This window comes from Curtobacterium sp. MCLR17_055 (genome assembly GCF_003234305.1).
Classification (GTDB): Bacteria; Actinomycetota; Actinomycetes; order Actinomycetales; family Microbacteriaceae; genus Curtobacterium; species Curtobacterium flaccumfaciens.
In genome coordinates, this window is sequence record NZ_QKSX01000013.1 from 109,204 (window position 1) to 132,291 (window position 23,088).

The window sequence follows — 23,088 nt, forward strand, 5'->3', positions numbered from 1 at the left end:
CGACATGCACAGCACGTACTCCGGGATGCCTCGGACGGCACGGATCGGTGGCAGCCACACCCGCGTCGGTCTCACCGACCCGGCGATCATCGACGCGTACGTCGAGCGTCGCATCCAGGACCCCTCGCTGCTCGCCGGTCGTTCCGAACCGTCCTACGCGGACTTCTTCAGCACGCCTGCCGTTTAGCAAGGAGCGCATGACCCCATGCCGTTGACCGTCGTCCGTCGAGAGCACGTCCACCTCTACGCCCGCGAACCCGAGTCCGGGGTCGCGAAGACCGCCGTCGACGCGCTGCTCCGCCTGCAGCACGCCGAGGACCAGCAGATCGAGTCCGCCCGCATCGAGAGCGGCCTGTCGAAGAACGAGTTCCTCGCCGTCCGGTACATGCTCCAGGCGCACCGGGACGGCCGGACGATGGGACCGAAGGACCTCGCCGTGATGCTCGCCGTCTCGAACGCCTCGGTCACCAAGATCGTCGACGGGCTCGTGCAGAAGGGCCTGCTGTCGCGCACGGCGCACCCCACCGACCGTCGTGCGCAGGTGCTCGCCCCGACCGACCAGGCCGCCGAGAAGATCGACGCCTCGTACGCGCGCTTCCACGCGGCCGTCGTCGAGGTGCTCGAGCAACTCCCCGACGCGGACAACGCCGTCCTCGCCGACTCGCTGACGAAGATCGTCGACGCGCTCGCCGCGGGCACGCCCGCGCCGGTCGACGAGTACACGGTCGACGACCAGGACTGACGCGAGCGCGCCCGGCTGATGCGACCCGGCGGGTGCGACGCGACCCCGGTACGGACTGGAGGCCCGTGGTGCGGCCGCCACGGGCCTCCAGTCCGGACGGTGGCGAGAAAACCTTCCAGCGGTAAGTTGGGTGCATGACCCACCCCGCGGACGACGCCGACGCGGACCAGCCGCGCCGCGGCGGGTACCGCAAGGGCGCCGAGCGGCGCACGCAGATCCTGGACGAGATGATCCGCATGGTCGCGGAGCAGGGGGTCGACGCATCGTCGCTCCGCTCGGTGGCCGAGGCCCTCGGGATCACGCACGCGGCACTCCGCCACTACTTCCCGAGCCGCGACGAACTGCTGCTCGCCGTCTACCGGGAGCACGAGGTCCGCGAGCAGGGCGCGCCCGACCGGATGAAGTCGGCGATCGGCGACATGCGCGAGAGCGCATCGCGCAACCGGGCCGTGCCGGGGCTGGTGCAGCTGTACACGACCCTCGCGGCCGACGCCGTGCAGGAGGGCCACCCGGCCACACGCGACTTCATGCGCGAACGCTTCGCCCGGCTGCGCGCCGAACTCGCGGAACTGATCGAGGCGGACCAGGCGAGCGGCCGGATCCGCGCCGACCTGGACCCGGTCGACCTGGCGAGCCTGAGCATCGCGGCATCCGACGGGCTGCAGGTCCAGTGGCTGCTCGACCCGGACGCCGTCGACGGCGAGCGGGTGCTGCGGCTGCTCGAGCAACTGGTCCCGCCGGTGCGCTGAGCGGCCAGGGGTACGCCCAGACCGCCGGTGGCACAGCGACCGGCCGGTAGAAGGGCAGCATGACCACTTCCACGCGCACCCCGCTCGGCGTCACGCTCGTCGACGGGGGCGCCAACGTCGCCCTGTTCTCGAGCACCGCCGAGCGGGTCGAGTTCTGCACCTTCGACGACGACGGCACCGAGCACCGCACCGAGCTCCGCAACCGCACCGGCTACACCTTCCACGACGTCGTCCCCGGCGTGACCGTCGGCACCCGCTACGGCTTCCGCGTGCACGGCGCGTGGGACCCGGCGAACGGCCTGCGCCACAACGGCGCGAAGCTCCTGCTCGACCCCTACGCCACCGCGATCGACGGCGAGTACGAGTGGGGCCAGGCGCTCTTCGGTCACGACATGAACGAGCCCGAGCAGATCGACGAGACCGACTCGGCCAGCGCGATGCCCAAGTCCGTCGTCGCCGACCGGTCCTTCGACTGGGACGGTGACACCCTGCTGCGGACCCCGCTCGCCGACACCGTCGTGTACGAGGTGCACGTCAAGGGCTTCACGAAGCAGCACCCGGACGTCCCCGAGGAGATCCGCGGCACCTACGCCGGCATGGCCCACCCGGCGGCGATCAAGCACCTCACCGACCTCGGCGTCACCGCGGTGGAGCTGCTGCCGACGCACCAGTTCGTGCAGGACTCGACGCTCCTCGACAAGGGCCTCCGCAACTACTGGGGCTACAACAGCATCGGCTTCTTCGCGCCGCACGACGAGTACTCGTCCTCCGGCACCGCCGGGCAGCAGGTCGCCGAGTTCAAGGCGATGGTGAAGGCCCTGCACGCCGCGGGGCTCGAGGTCATCATGGACGTCGTCTACAACCACACCGCCGAGGGCAACCACATGGGCCCGACGCTGTCGTTCAAGGGGATCGACAACCAGTCGTACTACCGGCTGGTCGAGGGTGACGAGGCGAACTACTTCGACACCACCGGCACCGGCAACAGCCTGAACGTCGGGCACCCGGCGGCCCTCGGACTCATCATGGACTCGCTCCGGTACTGGGTCGAGGAGATGCACGTCGACGGCTTCCGGTTCGACCTGGCCACGACGCTCACCCGCCAGGACGGCGAGGCCGAGAAGCACTCCGCGTTCCTCGACATCATCCACCAGGACCCCGTGCTGCGTGAGGTCAAGATGATCGCCGAGCCGTGGGACACCGCCGGCTACCAGGTCGGCGGGTTCCCGGCCGACTGGTCCGAGTGGAACGGCAAGTACCGCGACGACCTGCGTGCCTTCTGGCGCGGCGACGAGGGCGCACTCGGCGACGCTGTGCAGCGGGTCCTGGGCAGCCCGGACGTCTACGAGGGCTCACGGCGCTCCCCGCTGTGCTCGATCGACTTCGTGACCGCCCACGACGGTTTCACCCTGGCCGACCTGACGATGTACGCCGACAAGCACAACGAGGCGAACGGCGAGGACAACAACGACGGCGAGAGCGACAACACCTCGTTCAACGGCGGCATCGAGGGCCCGACCGACGACGGAGCGGTGAACGACTACCGCGACCGGCAGCGCCGCAACTTCCTCGGCACCCTGCTGCTCTCCGCCGGCGTGCCGATGATCCTGGGTGGCGACGAGCTCGCCCGGTCACAGGGCGGCAACAACAACGCGTACTGCCAGGACGACGAGATCTCGTGGTTCGACTGGGCCGCCGCCGACCAGGACCTGCTCGCCTTCACCACGGCGGCCATCGCGTTCCGTCGGCAGCACCAGGCGCTGCGTCCGGAGTGGTTCCGCACCGCGCCGGGCGACTCGGAGTCGACGGTGACCGTGCTCCGTGCCGACGCCGCCGGGTTCGAGGACGGCGACTGGGCGGACGGCGGCAACCGGGCCGTGACGCTCGTGCTGCACCAGGGCGACGACACCGTGGCCGTGCTGCTGAACGCGTCGGACACCACGGTCGAGTTCACGCTGCCGGAGCGTCCGGGTGGGGGCAGCTGGTCCCTCGGGCTGTCGAGCGACCCCGACCAGGCCGTGGTGGGCGACGCGGCGACCCTGCTCGTGCGCGACGCGTCCTTCACCGCGCTGGTCTGACGGGCGCGGGCTCGCGCGGGGGCGTCGTTCGCGTCGCTCGTGTCGTGGTCTTCGCTTGGTGAGCAGCAATGGTCGGGTCCCCGTTCGGGACCCGACCATTGCTGCTCACGAAGTGGTGCCGTCAGAACTTCTGGTCGGTCTCCTTCGGGTGCCGGGTCTTGCCCGTCGCCTGGTCGTGGGTGGCCGCGTCCGGGGCGTCCATCGCCGGGCCCACCCCGACCGGGACTCCGGCCTCGGGGTGGTTCAGGTCGAACGCCGGCGACTCCGACCGGATCCGCGGTACCGACGTGAAGTTGTGCCGGGGCGGCGGGCAGCTGGTCGCCCACTCGAGCGACCGGCCGTAGCCCCACGGGTCGTTGACGAGCACCTTGTGGCCCTTCCGCATCGTCTGCACGATGTTCAGGAAGAACGGGATCATCGACGCCGCCGTCAGGACCGCTCCGACCGTGGAGACCTGGTGCAGCCAGGTGATGTCGTCCTCGGGCAGGTAGCTCGCGTACCGGCGGGGCATCGCGATGACGCCGAGCCAGTGCTGGATCAGGAACGTCATGTGGAACCCGATGAACAGCATCCAGAAGTGCACCTTGCCGAGCCGTTCGCCGAGCATCTTGCCGGTGAACTTCGGCCACCAGAAGGAGAAGCCGGAGAACATGGCGAACACGACGGTGCCGAAGACCACGTAGTGGAAGTGCGCCACGACGAAGTAGGTGTCGTGGACGTGGAAGTCGAGCGGCGGCGACGCCAGGATCACGCCGGTCAGCCCGCCGAACGTGAAGGTCACGAGGAACCCGATCGCCCACAGGATCGGCGTCTCGAAGGTCACCGACCCCCGCCACATCGTGCCGACCCAGTTGAAGATCTTCACGCCTGTCGGCACGGCGATCAGCATCGTCATGAGTGAGAACCACGGCAGCAGGACCCCACCCGTCGCGAACATGTGGTGCGCCCACACCGACACGGACAGCGCCGCGATCGAGATCGTCGCGTACACGAGCGTCTTGTAGCCGAAGATCGGCTTCCGGCTGAAGGCCGGGAACACCTCGGACACGATGCCGAAGAACGGCAGGGCGATCACGTAGACCTCGGGGTGGCCGAAGAACCAGAACAGGTGCTGCCACAGCAGGGGTCCGCCGTTGGCCGGGTTGAAGATCTGCGCGTCGAAGACCCGGTCGAGCAGCAGGCCGAACAGCGCCACCGCCAGCACCGGGAACGCCATCAGCACGAGGATCGACGTGATCAGCACGTTCCACGTGAAGATCGGCATCCGGAACATCGTCATCCCAGGGGCGCGCATGGTGATGACGGTCGTGATGAAGTTCACGGCGCCGAGGATCGTGCTGAATCCGGTCATGCTCAGGCCGGCGACCCAGAGGTGCCCGCCGATGCCCGGTTCGAAGGTGGTGTCCGACAGCGGTGCGTAGGCCGTCCACCCGAACGCGGCCGCTCCGCCCGGTGTCAGGAACCCGCCCATCGTCACCAGGCTGCCCATCGCGTAGAGCCAGTAGGAGAACGCGTTGAGCCGGGGGAACGCGACATCGGGGGCACCGATCTGCAGCGGCATGATCGCGTTGGCGAACCCGGAGAACAGCGGGGTCGCGAACAACAGCAGCATGACGGTGCCGTGCATCGTGAGCAGCTGGTTGTACTCCTCACGCGTCTCGAGCACGTCGAGCCCGGGGGTGAAGAGCTCCGTCCGCATCACCACCGCCATGACCCCGGCCAGGCAGAAGTACCCGAACGACGTCACCAGGTACAGGTTGCCGATCGTCTTGTGGTCGGTGGTGGTGTGCCAGTGCACGAACCGCGCACCGAGCTTCACCGGACGTCCGGGGCCGATGTCCGCCGGGTGTTCGCCGAGGACGGGCGGGTTCTCGAGGTCGGTCACGGGGTGCTCCCATCGGATCGTTCCGAAAGCGCGAGACTGATGTGACCGTGATGTGCGGTCGCGTTGATTCTGTCCATCGGGTGCGCATAGCGTCCGAAGGAACGGGCGGAAGGCAGCGAGATGTGGATACGGGTCGTGTTGCCCCGCGAGGTCCGGGCACGAAGCCTGCCGGGGGTCCTCCGTCGTGCCTGGGTGGTCGGCTTCTCCACCCGCGTCCTGCCCGTCCGACCGGCAGGCTGCGACGACCCGGAGTGGACCCCGGTCGAGTTCCTGCTCGACGTCGAATCGTCGAGCACCGGCTGGGCCGAGGCGTTCGAGATCGAGTTCACGAGTGCGATGACGCCCCGGTGTCGACGAGCGATCCGGGGGAACGGTTGCCACCTGGAACCCATCAGCCGACCGCACCGCTGAGGCCCGAGCTCGCCGGGTGACCCCCGATGACCGAACCGGTGTCCGCACCCGGCCACAGGCCGGCTGCGACGCGGCCGGTCCGTGCGTGCACGCTCGTCATCGCGGCAGCGAGTGCGACCTGCCCGAGGTCACCGGTCGTCGCGTAGGCCGCACGTTGCCTGGACGCGCCGGTGCCGCGCGCGAACAGGTCGGCCAGGCCGCGTTCGACGAGCTGGTCGTCGCCGTTCGCGACGAGCGCCGGCAGCACGTGGGCGAGCAGGAGCGTGACGACCTCGCGTGCGGGTGCGGCGCGCCCCGTCAACGGGTCGACCAGTTCACCGTCCAGGCCCTCGAGCGCAGCGCGCCAGTTCGCGAGCCGGACGGTGCAGGCGGGGGTGTCGCGCTCGAGCGACCCCGAACGCCACTCCTCGGCAGCGGTGTCGACCATCGCCCGGACGAGTCCTGCGATCGTCACGGTCACCCCGGGGTCGAGGGGGACGTCGGCGACGCGGACCTCGACGGTCGGGTGTGCGTGGGACAGGCGCGCGTCGAGGTAGAGCATCCCCTCGTCGAGCAGGGCGCCGGTGCGGAGCATGCCCTCGGTGACGGCGCGGTAGCGCTCCTCGGAGCCGAACCGCTCCATCGGCCCGGCCGACGGCCACTGGCTCCAGGCGATCGAGCGGAAACTCGCATGACCGGTGTCGACTCCGGCATGGAAGGGGGAATTGGCACTCAGGGCGATGAGCACCGGTGTCCACGTGCGGATCCGATCGAGCACCGCGACACCCTCGGCGGGGGAGTCGATCGCGACGTGGACGTGCAGGCCGCAGGTCAGGCCCTGCCGGGGGATGGACCCGTAGCGCTGCATCATCCGGTGGTACCGGGCGCCGTCGCTCACGTGCGGGGTCACCGGAGTCGGCGACGTCGCGAGCGGGGCGGCGTGCGCACCGAAGCCGTTCGCGACCTGTTCGACGAGTGCCCGGTTGTCGAGCACCTGCCCGCCGAGCGCGGCGAGCGAGGTGTGCGGGCGGGTGGTGACCTCGATCATCTCGCGCTGCATCTCGCCCACGACGCCGCCGGGGTCCGGCACCCGCGTCGCCCTCGCACCGGCCAGCACACCGTCGGCGACCGGCACGGGCACGCCCGTCGACCGGTCGATGAGGAGCAGCTCCTCCTCCACACCCATGGTCCTCATCACCCGAGTGAAGAAGCCACCGACTTCGGGCCGTTCCAGATGGCCGACGAGCGCGGATCCGTTGGCCGAACCGCGCGGTCCGGTCCACGGAGCGCAGGGTCGAGCGATCACACACCCTGGTGAGCAGCAATGGTCGGGTCCCCGTTCGGGACCCGACCATTGCTGCTCACGAAGTGGTGCGCGTGGCGCTCCTGGGCGCTCCTGGGCGCTCCTAGGCGTTCGCGCCCGCGGTCAGCACAGCTGCCGCGGGGTCGAAGTCCTCGGGCAGCGGCGGGACCGCGTCCACGGTCGACGTGATGTCGACGGCGGAACCCGACTCGGCCGCGTCACGGATGCCGAGCAGCACGTCGAGCACGTGCAGCGCGACGGCGCCGGAGGCACGCTCGGGGCGGTCCTCCGCGATGGCGCGGGCGAGCTCGACGACACCGGTGCCACGACCCCAGGTGGAGCCGACCGCCTCGAGCGTCTCGGGCTCTTCCTGACCGTAGCGCCAGAGCTGCGACGAGCCCTCGAACGTGTTCGGGTCCGGCAGCGAGATCGTGCCGAGCGTGCCGTTGATCTCGACGAAGCCCATGCGGGGCAGGGCGTGCTGGAACGAGAACGTCGACTGGGCGGACTGCCCGCCGGCGAACTCGATCAGGGCAGCGTGGTGCGTCGGGACCTCGACCGGGAACGTCTCGCCGGCGCGGGGGCCGGACGCGATCGTGCGACGGTCGAGCGACTTCGACGAGACGGCCTGCACGCGCGAGGCGGTGCCGAACGCGTGCACCAGGGTCGTCACGTAGTACGGGCCCATGTCGAACAGGGGGCCGGCACCGGTGGCGAACAGGAAGTCCGGGTTCGGGTGCCACGCCTCGGGTCCGGGCACGTGGAACAGCGTCGTCGCGGACAGCGGCTCGCCGATGTCACCGCGGGCGATGGCCCGGAGCGCCGTCTGGATGCCCGCACCGAGCACGGTGTCCGGAGCGGTCGCGACGCGCAGGCCCTTGGCCTTCGCCGACTCGAGCACCGCGGCGGCCGACGCGTGGTCGGTCGCGATCGGCTTCTCGCTCCAGACGTGCTTGCCGGCGTCGATGATCTGCTGGTCGACCTCGGCGTGTGCGGCCGGGATCGTCAGGTTGATCACGATCGAGATGTCGTCGCGGGCGAGGAGTTCCTCGACCGATCCCGACGAGGCGACGCCGTACTCCGCCGCCTGGGCAGCAGCGCGGTCGAGCAGCACGTCGGCGACGAAGCGGACCTCGACGTCGGCGAACTTGGTCAGGTTCTCGAGGTACTGGGTGGAGATGTTGCCGGCACCGATGATGCCGATCCCGACACGGCTCACTTGTCGTTGTCCTTGAGCCAGGTGAGGGACTCGGTGATGCCCTCGAAGACGTCGCCCTTGTACGCGTCGAACTCGACCACGCGGATCGCCTGCGGTGCGGCGGCGAGGATCGCGGTCACGTCGACGTCGCCCTGACCGGCCGGCGTCTGGTTCTCGAAGGCGCGCTGCAGTGCCTCGGGCACGATGAGGGCGCTCTCGGACGAGGGCAGCGCGGTGCGGATGTCACCGTCGACCTTGCCGTCCTTGACGTGGATCGCGACGACGCGGTCGCCCAGGCCCTTGAGCACGGCGGGGGCGTCGGCGCCACCGACGGTCGCCCAGAAGGTGTCGACCTCGAGGACGGTCTCCGGCGACAGCTGCGACACGAAGAGGTCGTAGACGGTGCGGCCGTCGACCTTGTTCGTGAACTCCCACTGGTGGTTGTGGTACCCGAACTGCAGGCCACGGCCGGCGGCCTCGGCGGTCAGCTCGTTGACGCGCTCGGCGATCTTCGCGACGTCGTCGGCGGTCTGCCAGCGGTCGGTCGGGATGAACGGGTCGATGACGGTGCGGATGCCGAGGCGCTCGGCGGCGTCCCAGATCGGCGCGGTGTCCTCGGCGTCGATCACGGCGACGTGGCCGGACGGAGCCTTGAGGCCGGTGGCCGCGAACGCACGCTCGAGGTCGGTGGCGCGCTCGACGAACGCGTAGGGCTCGACGTTCTCGTACCCGATCTCGGCGACACGGGCGATGGCCTTGTCGAGGTCTTCGGCGATGGCGTCGCGCAGCGAGTACAGCTGCACAGAAGTGGTGGGCATTGCAGAGGCTCCTTCGATCCTGTCTGGGTGTCGCGGCCCGTCGAGGAGCGATGCTCCGCGGCGAGATCGATGACGACGCTACCCCAAAAACCACCCGGTGTGTAGTTTTTGCTGCCCCGTGTGACGACCCCGGTGTTGCAGACAACACGTGTCGATGTATGCTCGCGTCGGAAAAACCTTGTCAGGCAAGGTTTTCATCGACTCAAGGAGGCGTCATGAGCACACCCGAACCCGGCAGCCCGGCACTGCTCAACCCGGAAGAGGGCATCACCCAGCCCGTCAGCACGGTGAAGGTGGGCATCGGCTACCAGATCGCCCTGTTCCTCGGGCAGTTCGGCCTCTTCGTCGCGCTCATGGCGCCCGTCTACGTGAGCATGCAGCTCAAGGCGCAGGCCCTGGTCGGCGACGACGCCGCGAACGTCATCGGCTCGGTGCTGCCGATCGGCGCGTTCGGTGCGCTCATCATGAACCCCCTCGCGGGTGCCCTGTCCGACCGCACCCGCACGCGCTGGGGCCGTCGTCGCCCCTGGCTGCTCAGCGGTGTCGTGGTCTTCGCGATCGCCCTCGCGTGGATCGCCTACTCGCCCGACGTCCTCAACCTGACGCTGGCCTGGCTGCTCGCCCAGCTCGCCGCGAACGCCACGCTCGCCACCCTGCTCGCGAGCTTCGCCGACAACGTGCCGCAGCTGCAGCGCGGCCGGTCCTCGAGCATCATCGCGCTGGCGCAGAACATCGCCGTGCTCGCCGGCACCTACCTGTCGGTCTTCTTCGTCGCGAACCTGCCCGTGCTGTTCATCGCGCCCGGCATCCTTGCGATCATCCTGGTCGCCGTGTACGCCGTCGTCGCCCGTGACGACCTGCCGACCTACACGCTCAAGAAGTTCACGTTCCTGAACCTCGTCGCCTCGTTCTGGACGAACCCGGTCAAGAACCCGGACTTCGCGTTCGCCTGGTGGTCGCGCTTCCTCATCATCCTCGCGACGTTCATGTTCACGACGTACCGCCTGCTCTACATGCAGGAGCACATCGGCATCGAGAAGCCGAAGGACGCCACGGCCGCCGTCGCCTTCGGCGTCCTGCTCTACACGATCGCGCTGCTGGTCAGTGCGGCGCTGTCCGGTTGGGCGTCGGACAAGCTCGGTCGCCGCAAGGTGTTCGTCGGCGGGTCGACGGCGATGTTCGCGGTCGGGCTCGTCGCGCTCGCGCACGCCGACACGGTCACCGGCTTCTACGTCGCCGAGATCATCATGGGCTTCGCCTACGGCATCTACTCGGCCATCGACACGGCGCTGGTCGTCGACGTGCTGCCGAACGCCGACCGGCCCGGCAAGGACCTCGGCGTCATCAACATCGCGAACGCGTTGCCGCAGTCGCTCGCTCCGGCGATCGCCCTGTTCTTCCTGAAGGTCGGGTCCGACGGAGCAGCCGACAACTACGAGCTCATGTGCTGGGCCGCCGGCGCGATCGCCCTCATCGGCGCACTCGTCGTGATCCCCATCAAGCGGGTGCGGTAGCGCCCGTCGCGCACCGCGACAAAAGGACGGACGGGAGGCCCGTGGCGACGCCGCCACGGGCCTCCCGTCCGTCGCAGCTACCAACCCACCGGGCCGGGCCGGGCCGGGCCGGCGTCAGGGGGCGCCGGGGGAGGGCAGCTCCTGCCGGAGCGCCTCGGCGAGGCGGGAGGCGAACCGGCGGACCGCCGTCGCCTCGTCGACGCTCAGCGCGTCGATGGTCTCGATGAGCGGAGCGTGGATGTGCCCATAGGCACGTGCGAGGTCCTGCTCGGCGGAGCCGGTCGCTGTGATGATGACGCCTCGGCGGTCCTCGGGGTTCGCCCGCCGCTCAGCCCGCCCGTCACGCACCAGGCGGTCGATGAGCTTCGTGATCCCGGCGGTGGAGAGCCGCAACACCCGTGCGAGCTGCGTCGGGTTCACCAGCCGTCCGTCCCGGTCCGCGAGCACGAGGTGCCGCAGCGCGAGCGCGTCGACGGGCAGCATCCCCAGCGTGCGGAGCGCCTGCTCGTCGGCCTCGTGGACGCTGTCACTGAGCGCCTGCAGGCTCGCGATCGCAGCGGCGCCCTCCGTGGTGCGCGGCTGCCGCTCGAACACATCGGATCCGCGCTGCGGGTGGTCCTCGTCGTGCATCCTTACCCCGTCCGGTCCTGGCGTTCTGTGGACAAACGCCATGCTCCACCCCCTTCCTGAGAACCCAAACTGGACGAGTAATCAGCCGAGCGAGACAAATCTCTCCACACGGCGCCACCGAAGCCCGGTGGCGGAGATCAGAAGGAGTGACCATGTCGAACACTGCAGGACGTCCCGCACGGAACGACTCGGTCGTGCGTGCCACCTGGAACGAGACCAAGTCCGCGCTCAAGACCACGGAGTTCTACGCCTGGCTGGTCGTGTCCATCGCGATCCTCGTCGCGTCGGCCGTCGTGGACAACGCGGACGAGGGCCACACCGGCTTCGGCGCCGACCAGGCCTGGCTGTACGTCGCGATCGTGACGGCCGCCTACGTCGTCAGCCGCGGCATCGCGAAGTCCGGCGTGCGCAAGCCCGACTGGAACGACGACGACCGACGCGACGTCAACGGTCGTTCGAACTGACGCCGAGCACCACGTGCACCCGGCTCCCCGAGCCGGAGCGAGGCCGTCCTGATCACATCGGGACGGCCTCCGTCACGTCCGCTCGTGTCGTCGCCGCACCGATACCGTGAACCCCATGCTCGACGCCACGCCTGCCCCGTTCGACACCCCCGCCGGCCGCATCGTCGGGACGGTCGACGGCGACGTGGTGCGGGCGCTCGGGATCCCGTACGCGCAGGCCGAACGGTTCGCCCCGCCGCAGCCGATGCCACCGTTCGCGGGCGAGCTGCACGCGTCCACCCCGTCGCCGGTGGCACCGCAGCCGCACGAGGAGTTCGTCGACCTGCTGCTCAACCCGATCCAGGGCATCGAGGTCGACGAGCACTGCCAGCGGCTCTCGATCACGCTGCCCGCCGACGTCCGTCCGGGCGAACAGCTGCCGGTGATGGTCTGGATCCACGGTGGCTCGTACGTCATCGGCGGTGGCGACCTGCCGATCTACGACGCCCGCGACCTGGTGACCGAGCAGCGCGTGGTCGTGGTGTCGGTCACGTTCCGGCTCGGCGTGCTCGGATTCCTCGGTGACGGCGAGACGATCCCGGCGAACCTCGGGCTGCTCGACCTGGTCGAGTCGCTGCGCTGGGTGCGCGCGAACATCGCTTCCTTCGGCGGCGACCCCGACCTGGTCACCGTCTTCGGGCAGTCGGCCGGCGGGGACGCAGCTGCGCACCTGATGATCAGTGCCGGCGCCGAAGGGCTCTTCCGCCGCGCGATCATCCAGAGCGCGCCGCTCGGGCTGTCCCGTCGTCGGGCCCGGATGAACCGCGCGATGGTCCGGGCGGTCGGCACCGTGCACGCCGACACCCCGCTCGAGGACCTGCTCGACCGTCAGGCACTCGGCACCCGGGCCGCCGCGCCGTACGGGCTCGCCGCCGGCATGCCGTTCGGCACCCAGTACGGGTTCGCGCCGCTGCCCGCCGAGCGTGACCTCGACGCCGCGTGGAGCCGGGTCGCCCCCGACGTCGATGTGCTGATCGGGTCCGGTTCGGACGAGGCCGGCATGTACGTGCCGCTCGTGCCCGGCCTGCGTCGGGTCACCCGGTCACGGGTGCTGCGGTCGGCCCTGCGGTGGTGGGTCGTGCGTCCGCTGTCCGACGTCATCTACGGGCGCGACGCCCGACGGTTCACCGAGCGGCACCGACGCGCCGGCGGCCGGGCGACCTCGTACCGACTGCACCGCGGTGTCACGAGCGCCCCGACCGGAGCCGTGCACATGAGCGACCTGCCGCTGCTGCTCGGTGGCCGCGAGGCCTGGGCCGGCACCCGGTTCGTCCCCGAACGCGACTGGCCCGAGGTCGAGCGCCGCGGCCGGGCATTCCGGGCGATCTGGGCCGACTTCGCCCGCACCGGCGAGGTCCGGGCCCCCGATGACGAGACGCTGACGTTCGACCGCGGCTGACCCAGAGCCGGCGACGGTGGCCGCGCCCCCTGAACTGGCGGTCGCGGGCCGCTGACCGGCCCCGCACAATCGTCAGCATGCCCACGACCGACGTCGACCTCCGCGCACGCATCGTCGCCGGGGCGATCAGTGCCTACCGAGCCGGGGACTTCCACCGTGTCGGGCCCGACGAGGTCGCCGAGCACGCCGGGGTCACGGCCGACGAGTTCCACCGGGCGTACCCGATGTGGGAACTCCTGGTGGTCGCGGTCATGGACAAGTGGAACAACGGCAGCCGACTCGAGCTCTGGCCGATCGCGGAGCGGGACGGCACGGTCGCCTACCTGCGTGCCCGGCTCGCGGCGGGCGTGGAAGATCCGGCTCTCGTGCGCCTCCGGGTCGCCGTGCTCAGCGCCGCCTCGAACCCCGACCACCCCGCCGCCGGGTGGTTCCGCACGCAGTACACGCGGGCGTTCGAGGACGTCACCCTCGCCCTGGTCCGCGACGTCGTCGCTGGCAGAGAACCCCGCGGCGCATCGCCCCGGCATGCCGCCGAGCAGCTCATGGGCCTGTACGAGGGGCTCCAGCTGCAGTCCGTCATCCGTGACGACGGGGAACCGCTCAGCGCCTTCGACCGGGCGGTCGCCCGGATGCGCGTGGGCTGGGCAGCGGCACGCGTCGACGCCTGATCCGGGTCGGGCGAGCACGCCGGGTCCGGTCGGCACCACCCCGGGTCCGGGGCCTTGCGCGGCGAGCGGTCACGACTCCCCGCGCGGGCTGCGTCGCGTGGTCACGTTCCGTTGTTTGTGGGCGGCGGGGCCGACGGTCTGTGACCGCTCGGCGTGCGGGCCGCGGGGGGTTGTGACCGGTCAGCGGGCTGGAGGAGCGTCCGCACCACCCCGGTCCACGGCCTGGAGGCCCGGCGCGGCTGGCAGACGTCGGTGCACCCACCTGGCATGGTCGGCCCATGGAGTACACGGACTACGACACCCGGCTCGCCGCCTACGGCGTGATCACGGACGGTGACCGCGTGCTCCTGGCGAAGCTGCGTCACCCCGACGCGGGCACGTGGACGTTACCGGGCGGCGGGGTCGAGTTCGACGAGACCGTCGAGCAGGCCGTCGTGCGCGAGATCCGCGAGGAGACCGGGTACGAGGCCCAGGCCGGTGCCCTGCTCGGGGTCCGGCACCACATCGTCCCCGCCGAACGCCGCATCCACGCCAACGGTCGCCCGATGAAGGCCGTGCAGGTCGTGTTCCGGGCGACCATCACCGGGGGAGCCCTGCGGCACGAGCTCGACGGCTCGACCGACGAGTCGCGGTGGATCCCCGTCACGGAGCTCCCGCACCACCGCCACGGCCTGCTCGTGCCGATCGCCCTCGGCTGGGCGGGCGCCCTGTCCCGCTGACCGCTGGCGTCACTCCTCGATGACGCTGAGGACGTTGCCCGACGGGTCGGTGAACCAGGCGATGAGCGGCCCGCCCTTCCGGTTCACACCCCGGTCGTCGGTCATCCCTTCGTACTGCAGGAACGTGACGCCCTTCGCGGTGAGCTCGTCGACCGCGGCGTCGATGTCCGGCACCGGGAAGTTCAGCACCGTGAAGGCCGCCGGTTCGTGACCCGGGCCCTTCGGGTAGACGAGCACCTGGTGTCCACCGCCGAGCTGCAGGAAGAGCATGCCGTGGTCCTCGGTGACCTCGACCCCCAGGACGTCCTCGTAGAACGCCTTCGCCTCGGGCACGTCGCGCACCGAGAACCCGCTGAACGCCTTCGTCGCATCGACCATGCGGCAAGTGAACCACCGCGGCCCGGCGTCGGTGCGCTCTGCGAGGATGAGGCCGTGAGCGACTCCGGCACGACCGTCGACCAGGCCGTCGAGCGCGCCGTCGAACTGGCCCGTTCGAGCCGCCGCACGGTGCTCGGGATCGCCGGAGCACCGGGCGCTGGCAAGTCCACGCTCGCCCGTCGCATCGTCACCGCCGTCGACGACCGCCTGGGTGCCGGCACGGCGGTGCAGGTCCCGATGGACGGCTTCCACCTGTCGAACGCGGCGCTCGACGCCCTCGGCCGGCACGACCGCAAGGGCGCGGCGGACACCTTCGACGCCGACGGCTACGTCGCGCTCGTCCGCCGACTCGTCACCGTCGACGAGGACGTGGTGTGGGCGCCGGACTTCGACCGTCGCGTGGACGAACCCGTCGCCGGCAGCATCGCGGTACCCCGCGCCGCCCGCCTCGTGGTGTCCGAGGGCAACTACCTGCTCGACGACACCGCACCGTGGTCGACGCTGCCGACGCTCTTCACCGAGACCTGGTTCTGCGCCGTCGCCGACGACGTGCGGCTCGACCGCCTGGTCGGACGGCACATGCGGCACGGCCGCGACCACGACGCCGCCCGCGCGTGGGCGGTGGAGGTGGACGGCGTGAACGCCGCGAGGGTCGCGCCCACGGTGATCCGGGCCTCCAGGACGGTGTGGACGTGACCACCGACCAACGCGACGCGAAATCGACACCGACACCGACACCGACACGAGGAGCGACCATGACCATCGCCATCACCGGAGCGACCGGCAACATCGGTGGCGCCGTGAGCGCGGCGCTCGCCGCGGACGCCGTGCCGTTCCGGATGCTCGTGCGCGACGCCTCGCGTGCGCCGGAGCTCCCGGGCACCGAGGTCGCCGTCGCGACCTTCGCCGACGCCGACGCGAGCCGAGTGGCGCTCGAGGGCGTCGAGGTGCTGCTCATGGTCTCGGCGGCAGAGGCCCAGGACCGCCTCGACCAGCACCGGGCGTTCGTCGCCGCGGCGGCCGACGCGGGCGTGCGGCACGTGGTCTACACGTCGTTCCTCGGCGCGGCTCCCGACGCGACCTTCACGCTCGGACGCGACCACTGGGCGACGGAGCAGGCGATCCGCGAGAGCGGGATGGCGTTCACGTTCCTGCGCGACAGCTTCTACCTGGACTTCGTCGAGGACCTGGTCGGTGAGGACGGCGTGATCCGCGGCCCGGCCGGCGACGGCGCCATGGCCGCGGTGGCCCGTGCCGACGTCGCCCGCGTCGCGACCGCGGTGCTGCACGACCCGGACGCGCACCGCGACCAGACGTACGAGCTGACCGGCCCCGAGGCGATCACCCTGGCCCAGGCGGCGGCGATCGTGTCCGAGGTCCGCGGCCGGACGGTCAGCTACCACCCGGAGACCCTCGACGAGGCGTACGCATCACGTGCGCAGTGGAACCCGGAGCCGTGGCAGGCCGACGCCTGGGTGAGCACCTACACGGCCATCGCCGAGGGGGCGCTCGCGCACGTGTCCGGCGACGTCGAACGCATCACCGGGCGTCCGCCGATGTCCCTGCGCGAGGTGCTCGCCGCGAGCTGACCCGTGGTGGCGGTGCGCTCCGGGTCCGACCGACGGCCCGGGCATCCCGCAGTGCCACACGGTCCAGGCGATGCCGTCCGCCCGGCGCGGCTGCATCGGCAGGCGTGCGTGCCGGGTGCCGCTGGTGAGTGCTCGGCAGCCCCCGGCCAGTGCGGCGCGCAGGACCGGGTCCGTGCGGGGCGCGTGGGACTCGACGACGAGGACGCGCAGGCCGTCGGCGATCCTCCGGCGGATCTGGTGCATCGTGAAGACGGGCACGGTGCCCGAGAACCCGCCGTCCGTCAGCACGGGGAGTCCGGTCGCGTCGATCACGGGTGCGGAGATGTGCCACGTGTCCGTCATGAAGAGCGGTTCGTCGTGCCGGTACCCCTCCAGGCGTCGCGCGGTCGCGACGAGTCGGCTGAGGGCACGCGGGTAGGGCGTCGATCCGCCCCACGGGTCCGGGCGCGACACGTGGAAGACGTCCGGGCTGCCGGCCGGGATCGGCCAGCGCGCGGGCCACGGCCCGACCGACGCGTCGACGCCGCTGCCGTCGCGGGTCGCGTCGAGGGCCTGCAGTGAGAACGCGGCGGGTCCGGCGACGAGCGCGAGCCCGGCTGCCAGCGCGATGACCGTCCGGGAGGCCCGGTGCCGGTCCGGCCCGCGCGTCGCCTCCCAGCGGGGTCGCCGCCACACCGCCACCAGCGTCGCGACGACGGCGACCGTCGAGACGGTGATCGCGGGCACGGCGAGCACGGTCGGCATCGCGGTGCCCCGCGCGAGGAACACCACCCAGCCGAGCTGCGCCGCGGCGAGGACGACCGGGAGCGCCCGGAGCCCTCGAGCCTGCGCCCGGACGAGCCCGACCGCACCGCGCCACCCGAGGGCTGCGAGCAGGGCCAGCTGCACGCCGATCGCGGCGACGTAGGCGGTGTGCGGCACGGCGGCCACCGAGAGCACGGCCGCCGCGGTGCCGAGCCAGACCACCAGAACGGCCAGGGTGGCGGATCCGGCACGGGTGTCGAACGCGTGCCCGAACGGGGAGCCGAGGGCACCGGGTCGCTCCGCACGGCGGCGGACGAGCACCACGGCCGCGACCACCACGCCGAACACCGCCGCGGGCAGGAGCCAGGCGACCTGTGACGCCAGGTGCGGTCCGAGCAGCTTGCCGAACCCGGCCGGACCACCGCGCCAGGTGTGCGGACCGAACGGCACCGTGAACGACCGGACGGATCCGGGCACCGCGCCGGGCAGGAACCGGTCGATGCCGTTGTACCCGAACACCATGGCGAGCGGACTGTCGTCGGTGGAGCCGTCGGCCCAGGGCCGCGAACCCGACGGGGTGACCGCCAGCGCGGTGACCCACGACAGCGAGGCCACGACCGCGACGATCCCGAGTACCCCGGCGCGGACCACCCGGGTGCCGAAGCGGAAGGGACGGCCGTCGTGCCGGGCCGAGGCCAGCAGCGTGCCGAGCAGCAGTGCCGGCAGCACGAACCAGGCCTGCACCATCTTCGCCTGGAACCCGACGCCGACCGCCAGGCCCGCGGCGACGAGCGGCCACCAGCGCCCGGTCAGTGCCGCGTGCTGCCAGCACAGCAGGGCGACGGCCAGCGCGGCGGTGACCATGCCGTCCTCCATCGGGTGCGCGAACATCGACACGAAGACCGGCGTCGACCCGGCTGCTGCGGCGGCGACGAGGCCGGCGCCGACCCCGGCCCAGCGGAGCCCGACCAACGAGCAGGCCCACAGGGTGACGAGCCCCTCGACGACCTGCGGGAACGCGAGTGCGGCGGTGGAGTGCCCGAACAGCCGGAGGCTCAGCGCCTGCGGGACGGCGAAGCCGCTGAGCTTGTCGAGCGTCACCGTCGCCGAGGGGTCGAACGCGCCCGAGAACAGCGCCGGCCACGACTCGGACATCGACCGCGCAGAGGCCTGGTAGAAGCTGAAGTCCCCGCCACGGCCCAGGTTCCAGGCGAGCAGCACGGTCGTGCCGCCCGCGATCACGAGCAGGGTGAGCCGTGCTGCGAGCGGCTGGTCCCGCCACCGGGCGGGTCGTCGGATGTCCACTCTCCGGACCTTGGCCGTCCGGGATGACGACCGGCCGGGACCGTGCCGCCAGCTGGCCGCGAAGCCGGTCCGCGCGCTGAGGGGTCGTGTGGGTGCGGGCCCCGTCGGTCAGCGCCTCGGGGGTCGAGCCGGAGCGGGGTCTCAGCCGGCGTTCGGGTTCGGGGTCAGGACACCCGTCGCGCGGCGAACGTCCCGACGACGCCGAGGGTGAGCACCGCGACGAGCACGACGAGCAGCGGCGCCGTCCAGTTCCCCGTCGCACCGTGCAGGGCACCGGCGACGAGCGGCCCGGCCGACCCGAGCAGGTACCCGCCGCCCTGCACGAACGCGGACATCCGGCGGGCGTCGGCGTCGCTCGAGACGATCCGCACGATGACGATGAAGATCACGGTGATGCCGCCGCCCTGGGCTGCACCGCCGAGCACCGACCACAGCAACCAGAGCTGGGGGGCGAACAGCAGCCCGAGGGGCATCGCCAGCCACAGGGTGCCGACCAGGGCGATGATCGCCGCCGGACGCCACCGGGTCGCGAGCAGCGGGACACCGAGTGCCCCGACGACGGCCAGGATCTGGAACACCGACGAGCTCGCGCCCGACGACGCCTTCGAGAACCCGATCTCGTCGTGCAGCAGCGTCGGGATCCACGCGGTGAGGGCGTAGTACGAGAACGCCTGACCGCCGAACGCGAGCGTCAGGCCCCAGGTGATGAGCCGTCGTGCCGGTCGGATGGGCTCGGCGGCGGCGACCCGTGCGGCCTCGGCGGCGCGGGCGGTCCGGATCGCCCCGGTGTCGAGCACCTGGTCGATCGGGCCGGTGACGGGCAGTGGTTCGTCCCGCTCGGAGGGCAGCGGGCGTCGCCAGGCGGCACGAGCACCGACCGTGTAGGTCCAGGCCGCGGCGGCGATGAGTGCGAAGACCCCCCAGATCGCGATGGCGACCGGCCACCCCCACAGGGCGGCCAGGGGAGCGGTGCCGAGCGACGTGATCATCGACCCGACGTTGAGCGCCGACGTGTAGACGCCGGTGACCAGACCGACGCGTTCCGGCGAGGTGTCCCGCCGGATGACCACCGGGATCACCACGTTGCCGATCGTGATGCCGATGCCGATGACCGCGGTGCCGATCAGCAGCGCCGCCGACGAGGGCATCGAGCGCACGACGGTGCCGGCGAGCACGATGACGAGCGACAGGGACACGGCGCGCTCGGGGTCGGCCTTCGCGATGACCCAGCTGGCGAACGGCGTCGCGAGGGCGAAGCACAGCACCGGGATCGTCGTCAGCAACCCGGCGATCGTCGCGGTCAGACCGAGGTCGGCGCGGACGTCCCCGATGACCGGGGCGGTCGCGACGATCGGACCGCGGAAGTTCAGCGCGATCAGGATGATGGCCGCCGGCAGCAGCCAGGCGGCGCCGCGGAGGCCCCGACGTGCGACGTCGTTCATGCGGACGGCGTCGCGGACGGCAGCAGGATCGGCAGCAGGTCGAGCGGGGCGGCGGCGCGGGCGATGGTGCCCTCGGCCTCGTCGGGGGAGCCGTAGCCCCACTCGGCGAAGACGACCGGGACGCCGTGCACGGTCGCGCCCTCGACGTCGTGCTTCCGGTCCCCGATCAGCACCGGACGGCTGGTGTCGAAGCCGTGGGCCTCGAGGCGTCGCAGTGCCTCTTCGACGACGTCGGCCTTGCTCGACCGCACCTCGTCGTCGCTCGCACCGGTGATGATGTCGATGTCCCCGGTGAGCCCGTAGTGCTCGAGGATGTAGGTCGCCGGGGTCTCCGGCTTGCTCGTCGCCGTCGAGATCGGCAGCCCCGCCTGGTGCAGGGTGCGCAGCACGACGTCGATGTCCGGGAACATCGCGGAGTCGAGCGCCCCGTGCGAGAAGTAGTGCTCGCGGTAGACGGCGAGGGTGCGGTCGGCCAGTTCGTCGTCCATGCCCATCGCGATCCGGAACGTGTCCATGATCGGCGGACCGACGAACGACATCAGGGTGTCGTGGTCCGGCACCGGGACGCCGACGGTGCGGAAGGTGTGCGTCAGGCTCTCGAGGATGCCCGGCGCGGAGTCGCTGATGGTGCCGTCGAGGTCGAACAGGATGGCGGAGAACGGGCTGGTCATGTCCTGCCCACCCTAGCCGGGACGTGGCGGCGACCATCCGGGATCCGTCGGCGGCGGGGCGGGGGTGCGCCGTGCCTCCAGGCCGGACGGCCCGACGCGGCTCAGAACAGGCGGGTGTGGCCGCCCTCGATGCCGCGCATCGCGTCGTAGTCGAGCACGAGGACGCGGATCCCGCGGTCCTCGGCGAGGGTGCGTGCCTGCGGTGCCACCGTCTGCGCCGCCAGTACGCCCTGCACCGGACGCAGGTGCGGATCGCGGTTCATGAGCTCGAGGTACCGGGTGAGCTGCTCGACCGCGTCGATGTTGGCGTTGCGCTTCATCTCGACCGCGACGCTCGCTCCCGCGTCGTCGCGGGCCAGGATGTCGACCGGCCCGATCGCCGTCATGTACTCGCGGCGGACCAGGGTGTGGCCGTCACCGAGCAGCTCGATCTGCTCGGCCAGGAGCTGCTGCAGGTGCGCCTCGACCCCGTCCTTCACCAGGCCCGGGTCGACGCCCAGGTCGTGGGTCTCGTCGGACACGACCTCGTACAGGGAGACGATGAGCTTGTCCTGCGTCTTCTTCTGCGTCACCGTCCACACCTGCGTGATGCCGGCGACCGACTGCTCCTCGTCCGGCTCGGTGATCTCGATCGAGCAGGGCGGGCTCATCCAGTTCAGCGGCTTGTAGCTGCCGCCGTCGGAGTGCACGAGCAGGGAGCCGTCCGCCTTGAGCATGAGCAGGCGGGTCGCGAGCGGCAGGTGGGCTGAGAGCCGGCCCGCGTAGTCGACGGAGCACCGGGCGATGACGAGACGCACCCCGGAAGCCTAACCGGCGTGGTGTCGTCGGCCGGACGAGGCGCGCGGCATGTGCAGCCCGCACGGATTCACATGCCTGTAACGACGTTCTGCACATGTACCGCAATCCCATGCCGTCCTACCGTGGCTGACACCCCGATCGGCCTACGCCGACACCCCTCCCCGAGGAGCCACGATGGCCAGCGAGACCGCAGTGTCAGCACCACGAACCCCCCGTTCCGAGTCGGTCGCCGTCGACGACTACTCGCTCAGCCGAGTCCCGATGTCCGCGCGCTACGGCTGGTTCCAGGTCGCCGTGCAGCGTTTCGGGCAGATCTCGGCCCTGTCCCAGTTCCTGCTCGGTGCGACGCTCGGCTTCGGCATGAGCTTCTGGGACGCCTTCTGGGCGATCACCCTGGGCGCCGTGATCCTGGAGATCGTCTCGGTGCTCGTCGGCGTCATCGGCGTCAAGGAGGGCCTGAACACCTCGGTCATCGCCCGCTGGACCGGGTTCGGCAAGGCCGGCTCGGCGCTGGTCGGACTGGCGATCGGGCTGAGCCTGATCGGCTGGTTCGGCATCCAGTCGGGCGTCTCGGCGGCCGGCCTCGTCTCGATCCTGCCGATCCTGCCCGCCTGGGCGTGGTCGCTCGTGTTCGGGCTGCTCGTCACCGCGATCGTCCTGCGCGGGTTCCACTCGATGCAGTGGCTGGCGAACGTGACCGTGCCGCTGTTCCTGCTGCTCGTCGGCTGGGCGGTCATCGTCGAGCTGAGCCGCCACTCGATCGCCGAGCTCGCCGCACGTGCCCCGGCCGGTCCGGAGCTGAGCTTCGTGGCCGGGACCACGCTGGTGGCCGGCGGGTTCATCGTCGGTGCGGTGATCACGCCGGACATGACGCGCTTCAACCGGTCGGTCGGTGACGTCGTGAAGCAGACGCTGCTCGGTGTGACGCTCGGCGAGTACGTCATCGGCCTGGCCGGTGTCCTGCTCGCCCACGCCGTCGGCTCCGCGGACATCACCCGCGTGATCACGTCGAGCGTCGGCTGGGTCGGCATCCTCGTGATCCTGCTCGGCACGTTCAAGATCAACGACTGGAACATCTACAGCTCGAGCCTCGGTGTCACGAACTTCATCGACGCGGTGTTCGGCAAGCAGGTGAACCGCGGGCTCGTGACGCTCGTGATGGGCGTCGTCGGCTCGGTGCTCGCCGCGGTCGGGTTCCTCGGGGCCCTCACACCGTTCCTGTCCGTGCTCGGGGTCGTCTTCCCGCCGATCGCCGGGATCATGGTGGCGGAGTACTTCGTCGTGAAGCGCTGGCGCCGCGAGCTGAGCGACGCCGAGAACATCCCGGCGACCTCGCCGACCTGGGTGCCGGCCACCCTGGTCATCTGGGCGGTCGCCTCGCTCATCGGGTACTTCGTCGCCGTCGGCATCCCGTCGATCAACTCCGTGGTCATCGCCTTCCTGCTCTACGTGGTCGCCGGCAAGGTCGGGCTGATCCGCGGCGTCGGTGTCAGTCGGACCGAGGCCGCGCCGGCCGCCACGTCCGCCCCGGCCGCCGCAGCCCCCGCCGCACCTGTCTCTTATAC

At 71.1% G+C, this 23,088-nt stretch carries 22 protein-coding genes and 1 pseudogene; 13 read left to right on the top strand and 10 right to left on the bottom strand.

Features of this window, described 5'->3' with window-relative positions; translation table 11 throughout:
* The first annotated feature begins 4 nt into the window (after positions 1-4).
* The 4 genes from DEJ09_RS12695 (at position 5) to glgX (ending at position 3,569) form a co-directional block, all read left to right on the top strand.
* Positions 5-187, top strand: a complete 183-nt coding sequence (locus DEJ09_RS12695; protein ID WP_071248776.1) for a hypothetical protein — start codon at positions 5-7, stop codon at positions 185-187.
* A gap of 18 nt (positions 188-205) precedes the next feature.
* On the top strand, positions 206-742 hold the full coding sequence (locus DEJ09_RS12700) for a MarR family winged helix-turn-helix transcriptional regulator (protein WP_071248777.1): 537 nt from the start codon (positions 206-208) through the stop codon (positions 740-742).
* Positions 743-876: 134 nt separating this feature from the next.
* A complete protein-coding gene (locus DEJ09_RS12705) occupies positions 877-1,491 on the top strand; it encodes a TetR/AcrR family transcriptional regulator (RefSeq protein WP_111088826.1) in 615 nt (204 codons plus the stop codon).
* Positions 1,492-1,550: 59 nt separating this feature from the next.
* Positions 1,551-3,569: a glycogen debranching protein GlgX gene (gene glgX, locus DEJ09_RS12710; RefSeq protein WP_111088827.1), complete on the top strand. Its 2,019-nt coding sequence runs from the start codon at positions 1,551-1,553 to the stop codon at positions 3,567-3,569.
* Positions 3,570-3,690: 121 nt separating this feature from the next.
* On the opposite strand, the gene ctaD is transcribed toward glgX, so the two are convergent.
* Positions 3,691-5,406: a cytochrome c oxidase subunit I gene (ctaD, locus tag DEJ09_RS12715; protein ID WP_375537960.1), complete on the bottom strand. Its 1,716-nt coding sequence runs from the start codon at positions 5,404-5,406 to the stop codon at positions 3,691-3,693.
* Between the two features lie 183 nt (positions 5,407-5,589).
* Between ctaD and DEJ09_RS12720 the strand changes: the two genes are divergently transcribed.
* Complete coding sequence (locus tag DEJ09_RS12720) at positions 5,590-5,865, top strand: hypothetical protein (RefSeq protein WP_146237649.1); 276 nt, start codon at positions 5,590-5,592, stop codon at positions 5,863-5,865.
* On the opposite strand, the gene DEJ09_RS12725 is transcribed toward DEJ09_RS12720, so the two are convergent.
* The 3 genes from DEJ09_RS12725 to DEJ09_RS12735 form a co-directional block, all read right to left on the bottom strand.
* Complete coding sequence (locus tag DEJ09_RS12725) at positions 5,846-7,039, bottom strand: glutamate--cysteine ligase (protein ID WP_220034938.1); 1,194 nt, start codon at positions 7,037-7,039, stop codon at positions 5,846-5,848. The genes DEJ09_RS12720 and DEJ09_RS12725 overlap by 20 nt on opposite strands.
* Positions 7,040-7,250: 211 nt before the next feature.
* Complete coding sequence (locus DEJ09_RS12730; RefSeq protein WP_111032470.1) at positions 7,251-8,366, bottom strand: Gfo/Idh/MocA family protein; 1,116 nt, start codon at positions 8,364-8,366, stop codon at positions 7,251-7,253.
* The gene (locus DEJ09_RS12735; RefSeq protein WP_171907779.1) at positions 8,363-9,163 is read right to left on the bottom strand and encodes a sugar phosphate isomerase/epimerase; all 801 of its coding nucleotides are present in this window, start codon (positions 9,161-9,163) and stop codon (positions 8,363-8,365) included. Before DEJ09_RS12735 ends, DEJ09_RS12730 begins: the two co-directional genes overlap by 4 nt.
* Positions 9,164-9,378: 215 nt before the next feature.
* On the opposite strand from DEJ09_RS12735, the gene DEJ09_RS12740 reads away from it, so the two are divergent.
* Entirely contained in the window at positions 9,379-10,677 is a 1,299-nt protein-coding gene (locus DEJ09_RS12740; RefSeq protein WP_111088830.1) for an MFS transporter, read from the top strand.
* A gap of 114 nt (positions 10,678-10,791) precedes the next feature.
* On the opposite strand, the gene DEJ09_RS12745 is transcribed toward DEJ09_RS12740, so the two are convergent.
* Positions 10,792-11,307: a MarR family winged helix-turn-helix transcriptional regulator gene (locus DEJ09_RS12745; RefSeq protein ID WP_181433360.1), complete on the bottom strand. Its 516-nt coding sequence runs from the start codon at positions 11,305-11,307 to the stop codon at positions 10,792-10,794.
* Between the two features lie 152 nt (positions 11,308-11,459).
* Here DEJ09_RS12745 and DEJ09_RS12750 point away from each other — a divergent pair, with 152 nt between their 5' ends.
* The 4 genes from DEJ09_RS12750 (at position 11,460) to DEJ09_RS12765 (ending at position 14,596) form a co-directional block, all read left to right on the top strand.
* The gene (locus DEJ09_RS12750; RefSeq protein ID WP_071404437.1) at positions 11,460-11,771 is read left to right on the top strand and encodes a hypothetical protein; all 312 of its coding nucleotides are present in this window, start codon (positions 11,460-11,462) and stop codon (positions 11,769-11,771) included.
* A 115-nt stretch (positions 11,772-11,886) separates the two neighbouring features.
* Positions 11,887-13,209, top strand: a complete 1,323-nt coding sequence (locus DEJ09_RS12755; protein WP_111088831.1) for a carboxylesterase family protein — start codon at positions 11,887-11,889, stop codon at positions 13,207-13,209.
* Between the two features lie 77 nt (positions 13,210-13,286).
* Positions 13,287-13,877, top strand: a complete 591-nt coding sequence (locus DEJ09_RS12760; protein ID WP_111088832.1) for a TetR/AcrR family transcriptional regulator — start codon at positions 13,287-13,289, stop codon at positions 13,875-13,877.
* A 278-nt stretch (positions 13,878-14,155) separates the two neighbouring features.
* Entirely contained in the window at positions 14,156-14,596 is a 441-nt protein-coding gene (locus DEJ09_RS12765; RefSeq protein ID WP_111088833.1) for an NUDIX hydrolase, read from the top strand.
* Positions 14,597-14,605: 9 nt separating this feature from the next.
* Here DEJ09_RS12765 and DEJ09_RS12770 read toward each other — a convergent pair whose 3' ends face one another.
* The gene (locus DEJ09_RS12770) at positions 14,606-14,974 is read right to left on the bottom strand and encodes a VOC family protein (RefSeq protein WP_111088834.1); all 369 of its coding nucleotides are present in this window, start codon (positions 14,972-14,974) and stop codon (positions 14,606-14,608) included.
* Positions 14,975-15,028: 54 nt separating this feature from the next.
* On the opposite strand from DEJ09_RS12770, the gene DEJ09_RS12775 reads away from it, so the two are divergent.
* Complete coding sequence (locus DEJ09_RS12775; protein ID WP_111088835.1) at positions 15,029-15,670, top strand: nucleoside/nucleotide kinase family protein; 642 nt, start codon at positions 15,029-15,031, stop codon at positions 15,668-15,670.
* Between the two features lie 59 nt (positions 15,671-15,729).
* Positions 15,730-16,563 (top strand): SDR family oxidoreductase, encoded by an 834-nt coding sequence (locus DEJ09_RS12780; protein WP_111088836.1) that lies wholly within the window; start codon positions 15,730-15,732, stop codon positions 16,561-16,563.
* Positions 16,564-17,916: 1,353 nt separating this feature from the next.
* Here DEJ09_RS12780 and DEJ09_RS18415 read toward each other — a convergent pair.
* From DEJ09_RS18415 to nucS, 4 genes and pseudogenes are all read right to left on the bottom strand, one after another.
* A pseudogene (locus tag DEJ09_RS18415) lies at positions 17,917-18,462 on the bottom strand (ArnT family glycosyltransferase); the annotation flags it as partial.
* A gap of 314 nt (positions 18,463-18,776) precedes the next feature.
* Positions 18,777-20,054: a CynX/NimT family MFS transporter gene (locus DEJ09_RS12790; protein WP_111088838.1), complete on the bottom strand. Its 1,278-nt coding sequence runs from the start codon at positions 20,052-20,054 to the stop codon at positions 18,777-18,779.
* The gene (locus DEJ09_RS12795; RefSeq protein WP_111088839.1) at positions 20,051-20,725 is read right to left on the bottom strand and encodes an HAD hydrolase-like protein; all 675 of its coding nucleotides are present in this window, start codon (positions 20,723-20,725) and stop codon (positions 20,051-20,053) included. The genes DEJ09_RS12790 and DEJ09_RS12795 overlap by 4 nt, the downstream gene beginning before the upstream one ends.
* Positions 20,726-20,826: 101 nt before the next feature.
* Complete coding sequence (nucS, locus tag DEJ09_RS12800; RefSeq protein ID WP_017887754.1) at positions 20,827-21,522, bottom strand: endonuclease NucS; 696 nt, start codon at positions 21,520-21,522, stop codon at positions 20,827-20,829.
* Positions 21,523-21,697: 175 nt separating this feature from the next.
* Between nucS and DEJ09_RS12805 the strand changes: the two genes are divergently transcribed.
* Positions 21,698-23,088: cytosine permease (locus DEJ09_RS12805; RefSeq protein WP_258373892.1), on the top strand; the 1,391-nt coding region annotated here is incomplete at its 3' end.

What these genes read in the sequence shown, in the direction of transcription:
- DEJ09_RS12790 (WP_111088838.1), bottom strand. Translation starts at nt 20,054, where the DNA reads ATGAACGACGTCGCACGTCGGGGCCTCCGCGGCGCCGCCTGGCTGCTG.
- DEJ09_RS12735 (WP_171907779.1), bottom strand. Translation starts at nt 9,163, where the DNA reads ATGCCCACCACTTCTGTGCAGCTGTACTCGCTGCGCGACGCCATCGCC.
- DEJ09_RS12695 (WP_071248776.1), top strand. Translation starts at nt 5, where the DNA reads ATGCACAGCACGTACTCCGGGATGCCTCGGACGGCACGGATCGGTGGC.
- DEJ09_RS12760 (WP_111088832.1), top strand. Translation starts at nt 13,287, where the DNA reads ATGCCCACGACCGACGTCGACCTCCGCGCACGCATCGTCGCCGGGGCG.
- DEJ09_RS12705 (WP_111088826.1), top strand. Translation starts at nt 877, where the DNA reads ATGACCCACCCCGCGGACGACGCCGACGCGGACCAGCCGCGCCGCGGC.
- glgX (WP_111088827.1), top strand. Translation starts at nt 1,551, where the DNA reads ATGACCACTTCCACGCGCACCCCGCTCGGCGTCACGCTCGTCGACGGG.
- DEJ09_RS12700 (WP_071248777.1), top strand. Translation starts at nt 206, where the DNA reads ATGCCGTTGACCGTCGTCCGTCGAGAGCACGTCCACCTCTACGCCCGC.
- DEJ09_RS12750 (WP_071404437.1), top strand. Translation starts at nt 11,460, where the DNA reads ATGTCGAACACTGCAGGACGTCCCGCACGGAACGACTCGGTCGTGCGT.
- DEJ09_RS12765 (WP_111088833.1), top strand. Translation starts at nt 14,156, where the DNA reads ATGGAGTACACGGACTACGACACCCGGCTCGCCGCCTACGGCGTGATC.
- DEJ09_RS12725 (WP_220034938.1), bottom strand. Translation starts at nt 7,039, where the DNA reads ATGAGGACCATGGGTGTGGAGGAGGAGCTGCTCCTCATCGACCGGTCG.
- DEJ09_RS12770 (WP_111088834.1), bottom strand. Translation starts at nt 14,974, where the DNA reads ATGGTCGATGCGACGAAGGCGTTCAGCGGGTTCTCGGTGCGCGACGTG.
- DEJ09_RS12795 (WP_111088839.1), bottom strand. Translation starts at nt 20,725, where the DNA reads ATGACCAGCCCGTTCTCCGCCATCCTGTTCGACCTCGACGGCACCATC.
- DEJ09_RS12755 (WP_111088831.1), top strand. Translation starts at nt 11,887, where the DNA reads ATGCTCGACGCCACGCCTGCCCCGTTCGACACCCCCGCCGGCCGCATC.
- DEJ09_RS12740 (WP_111088830.1), top strand. Translation starts at nt 9,379, where the DNA reads ATGAGCACACCCGAACCCGGCAGCCCGGCACTGCTCAACCCGGAAGAG.
- DEJ09_RS12745 (WP_181433360.1), bottom strand. Translation starts at nt 11,307, where the DNA reads ATGCACGACGAGGACCACCCGCAGCGCGGATCCGATGTGTTCGAGCGG.
- DEJ09_RS12780 (WP_111088836.1), top strand. Translation starts at nt 15,730, where the DNA reads ATGACCATCGCCATCACCGGAGCGACCGGCAACATCGGTGGCGCCGTG.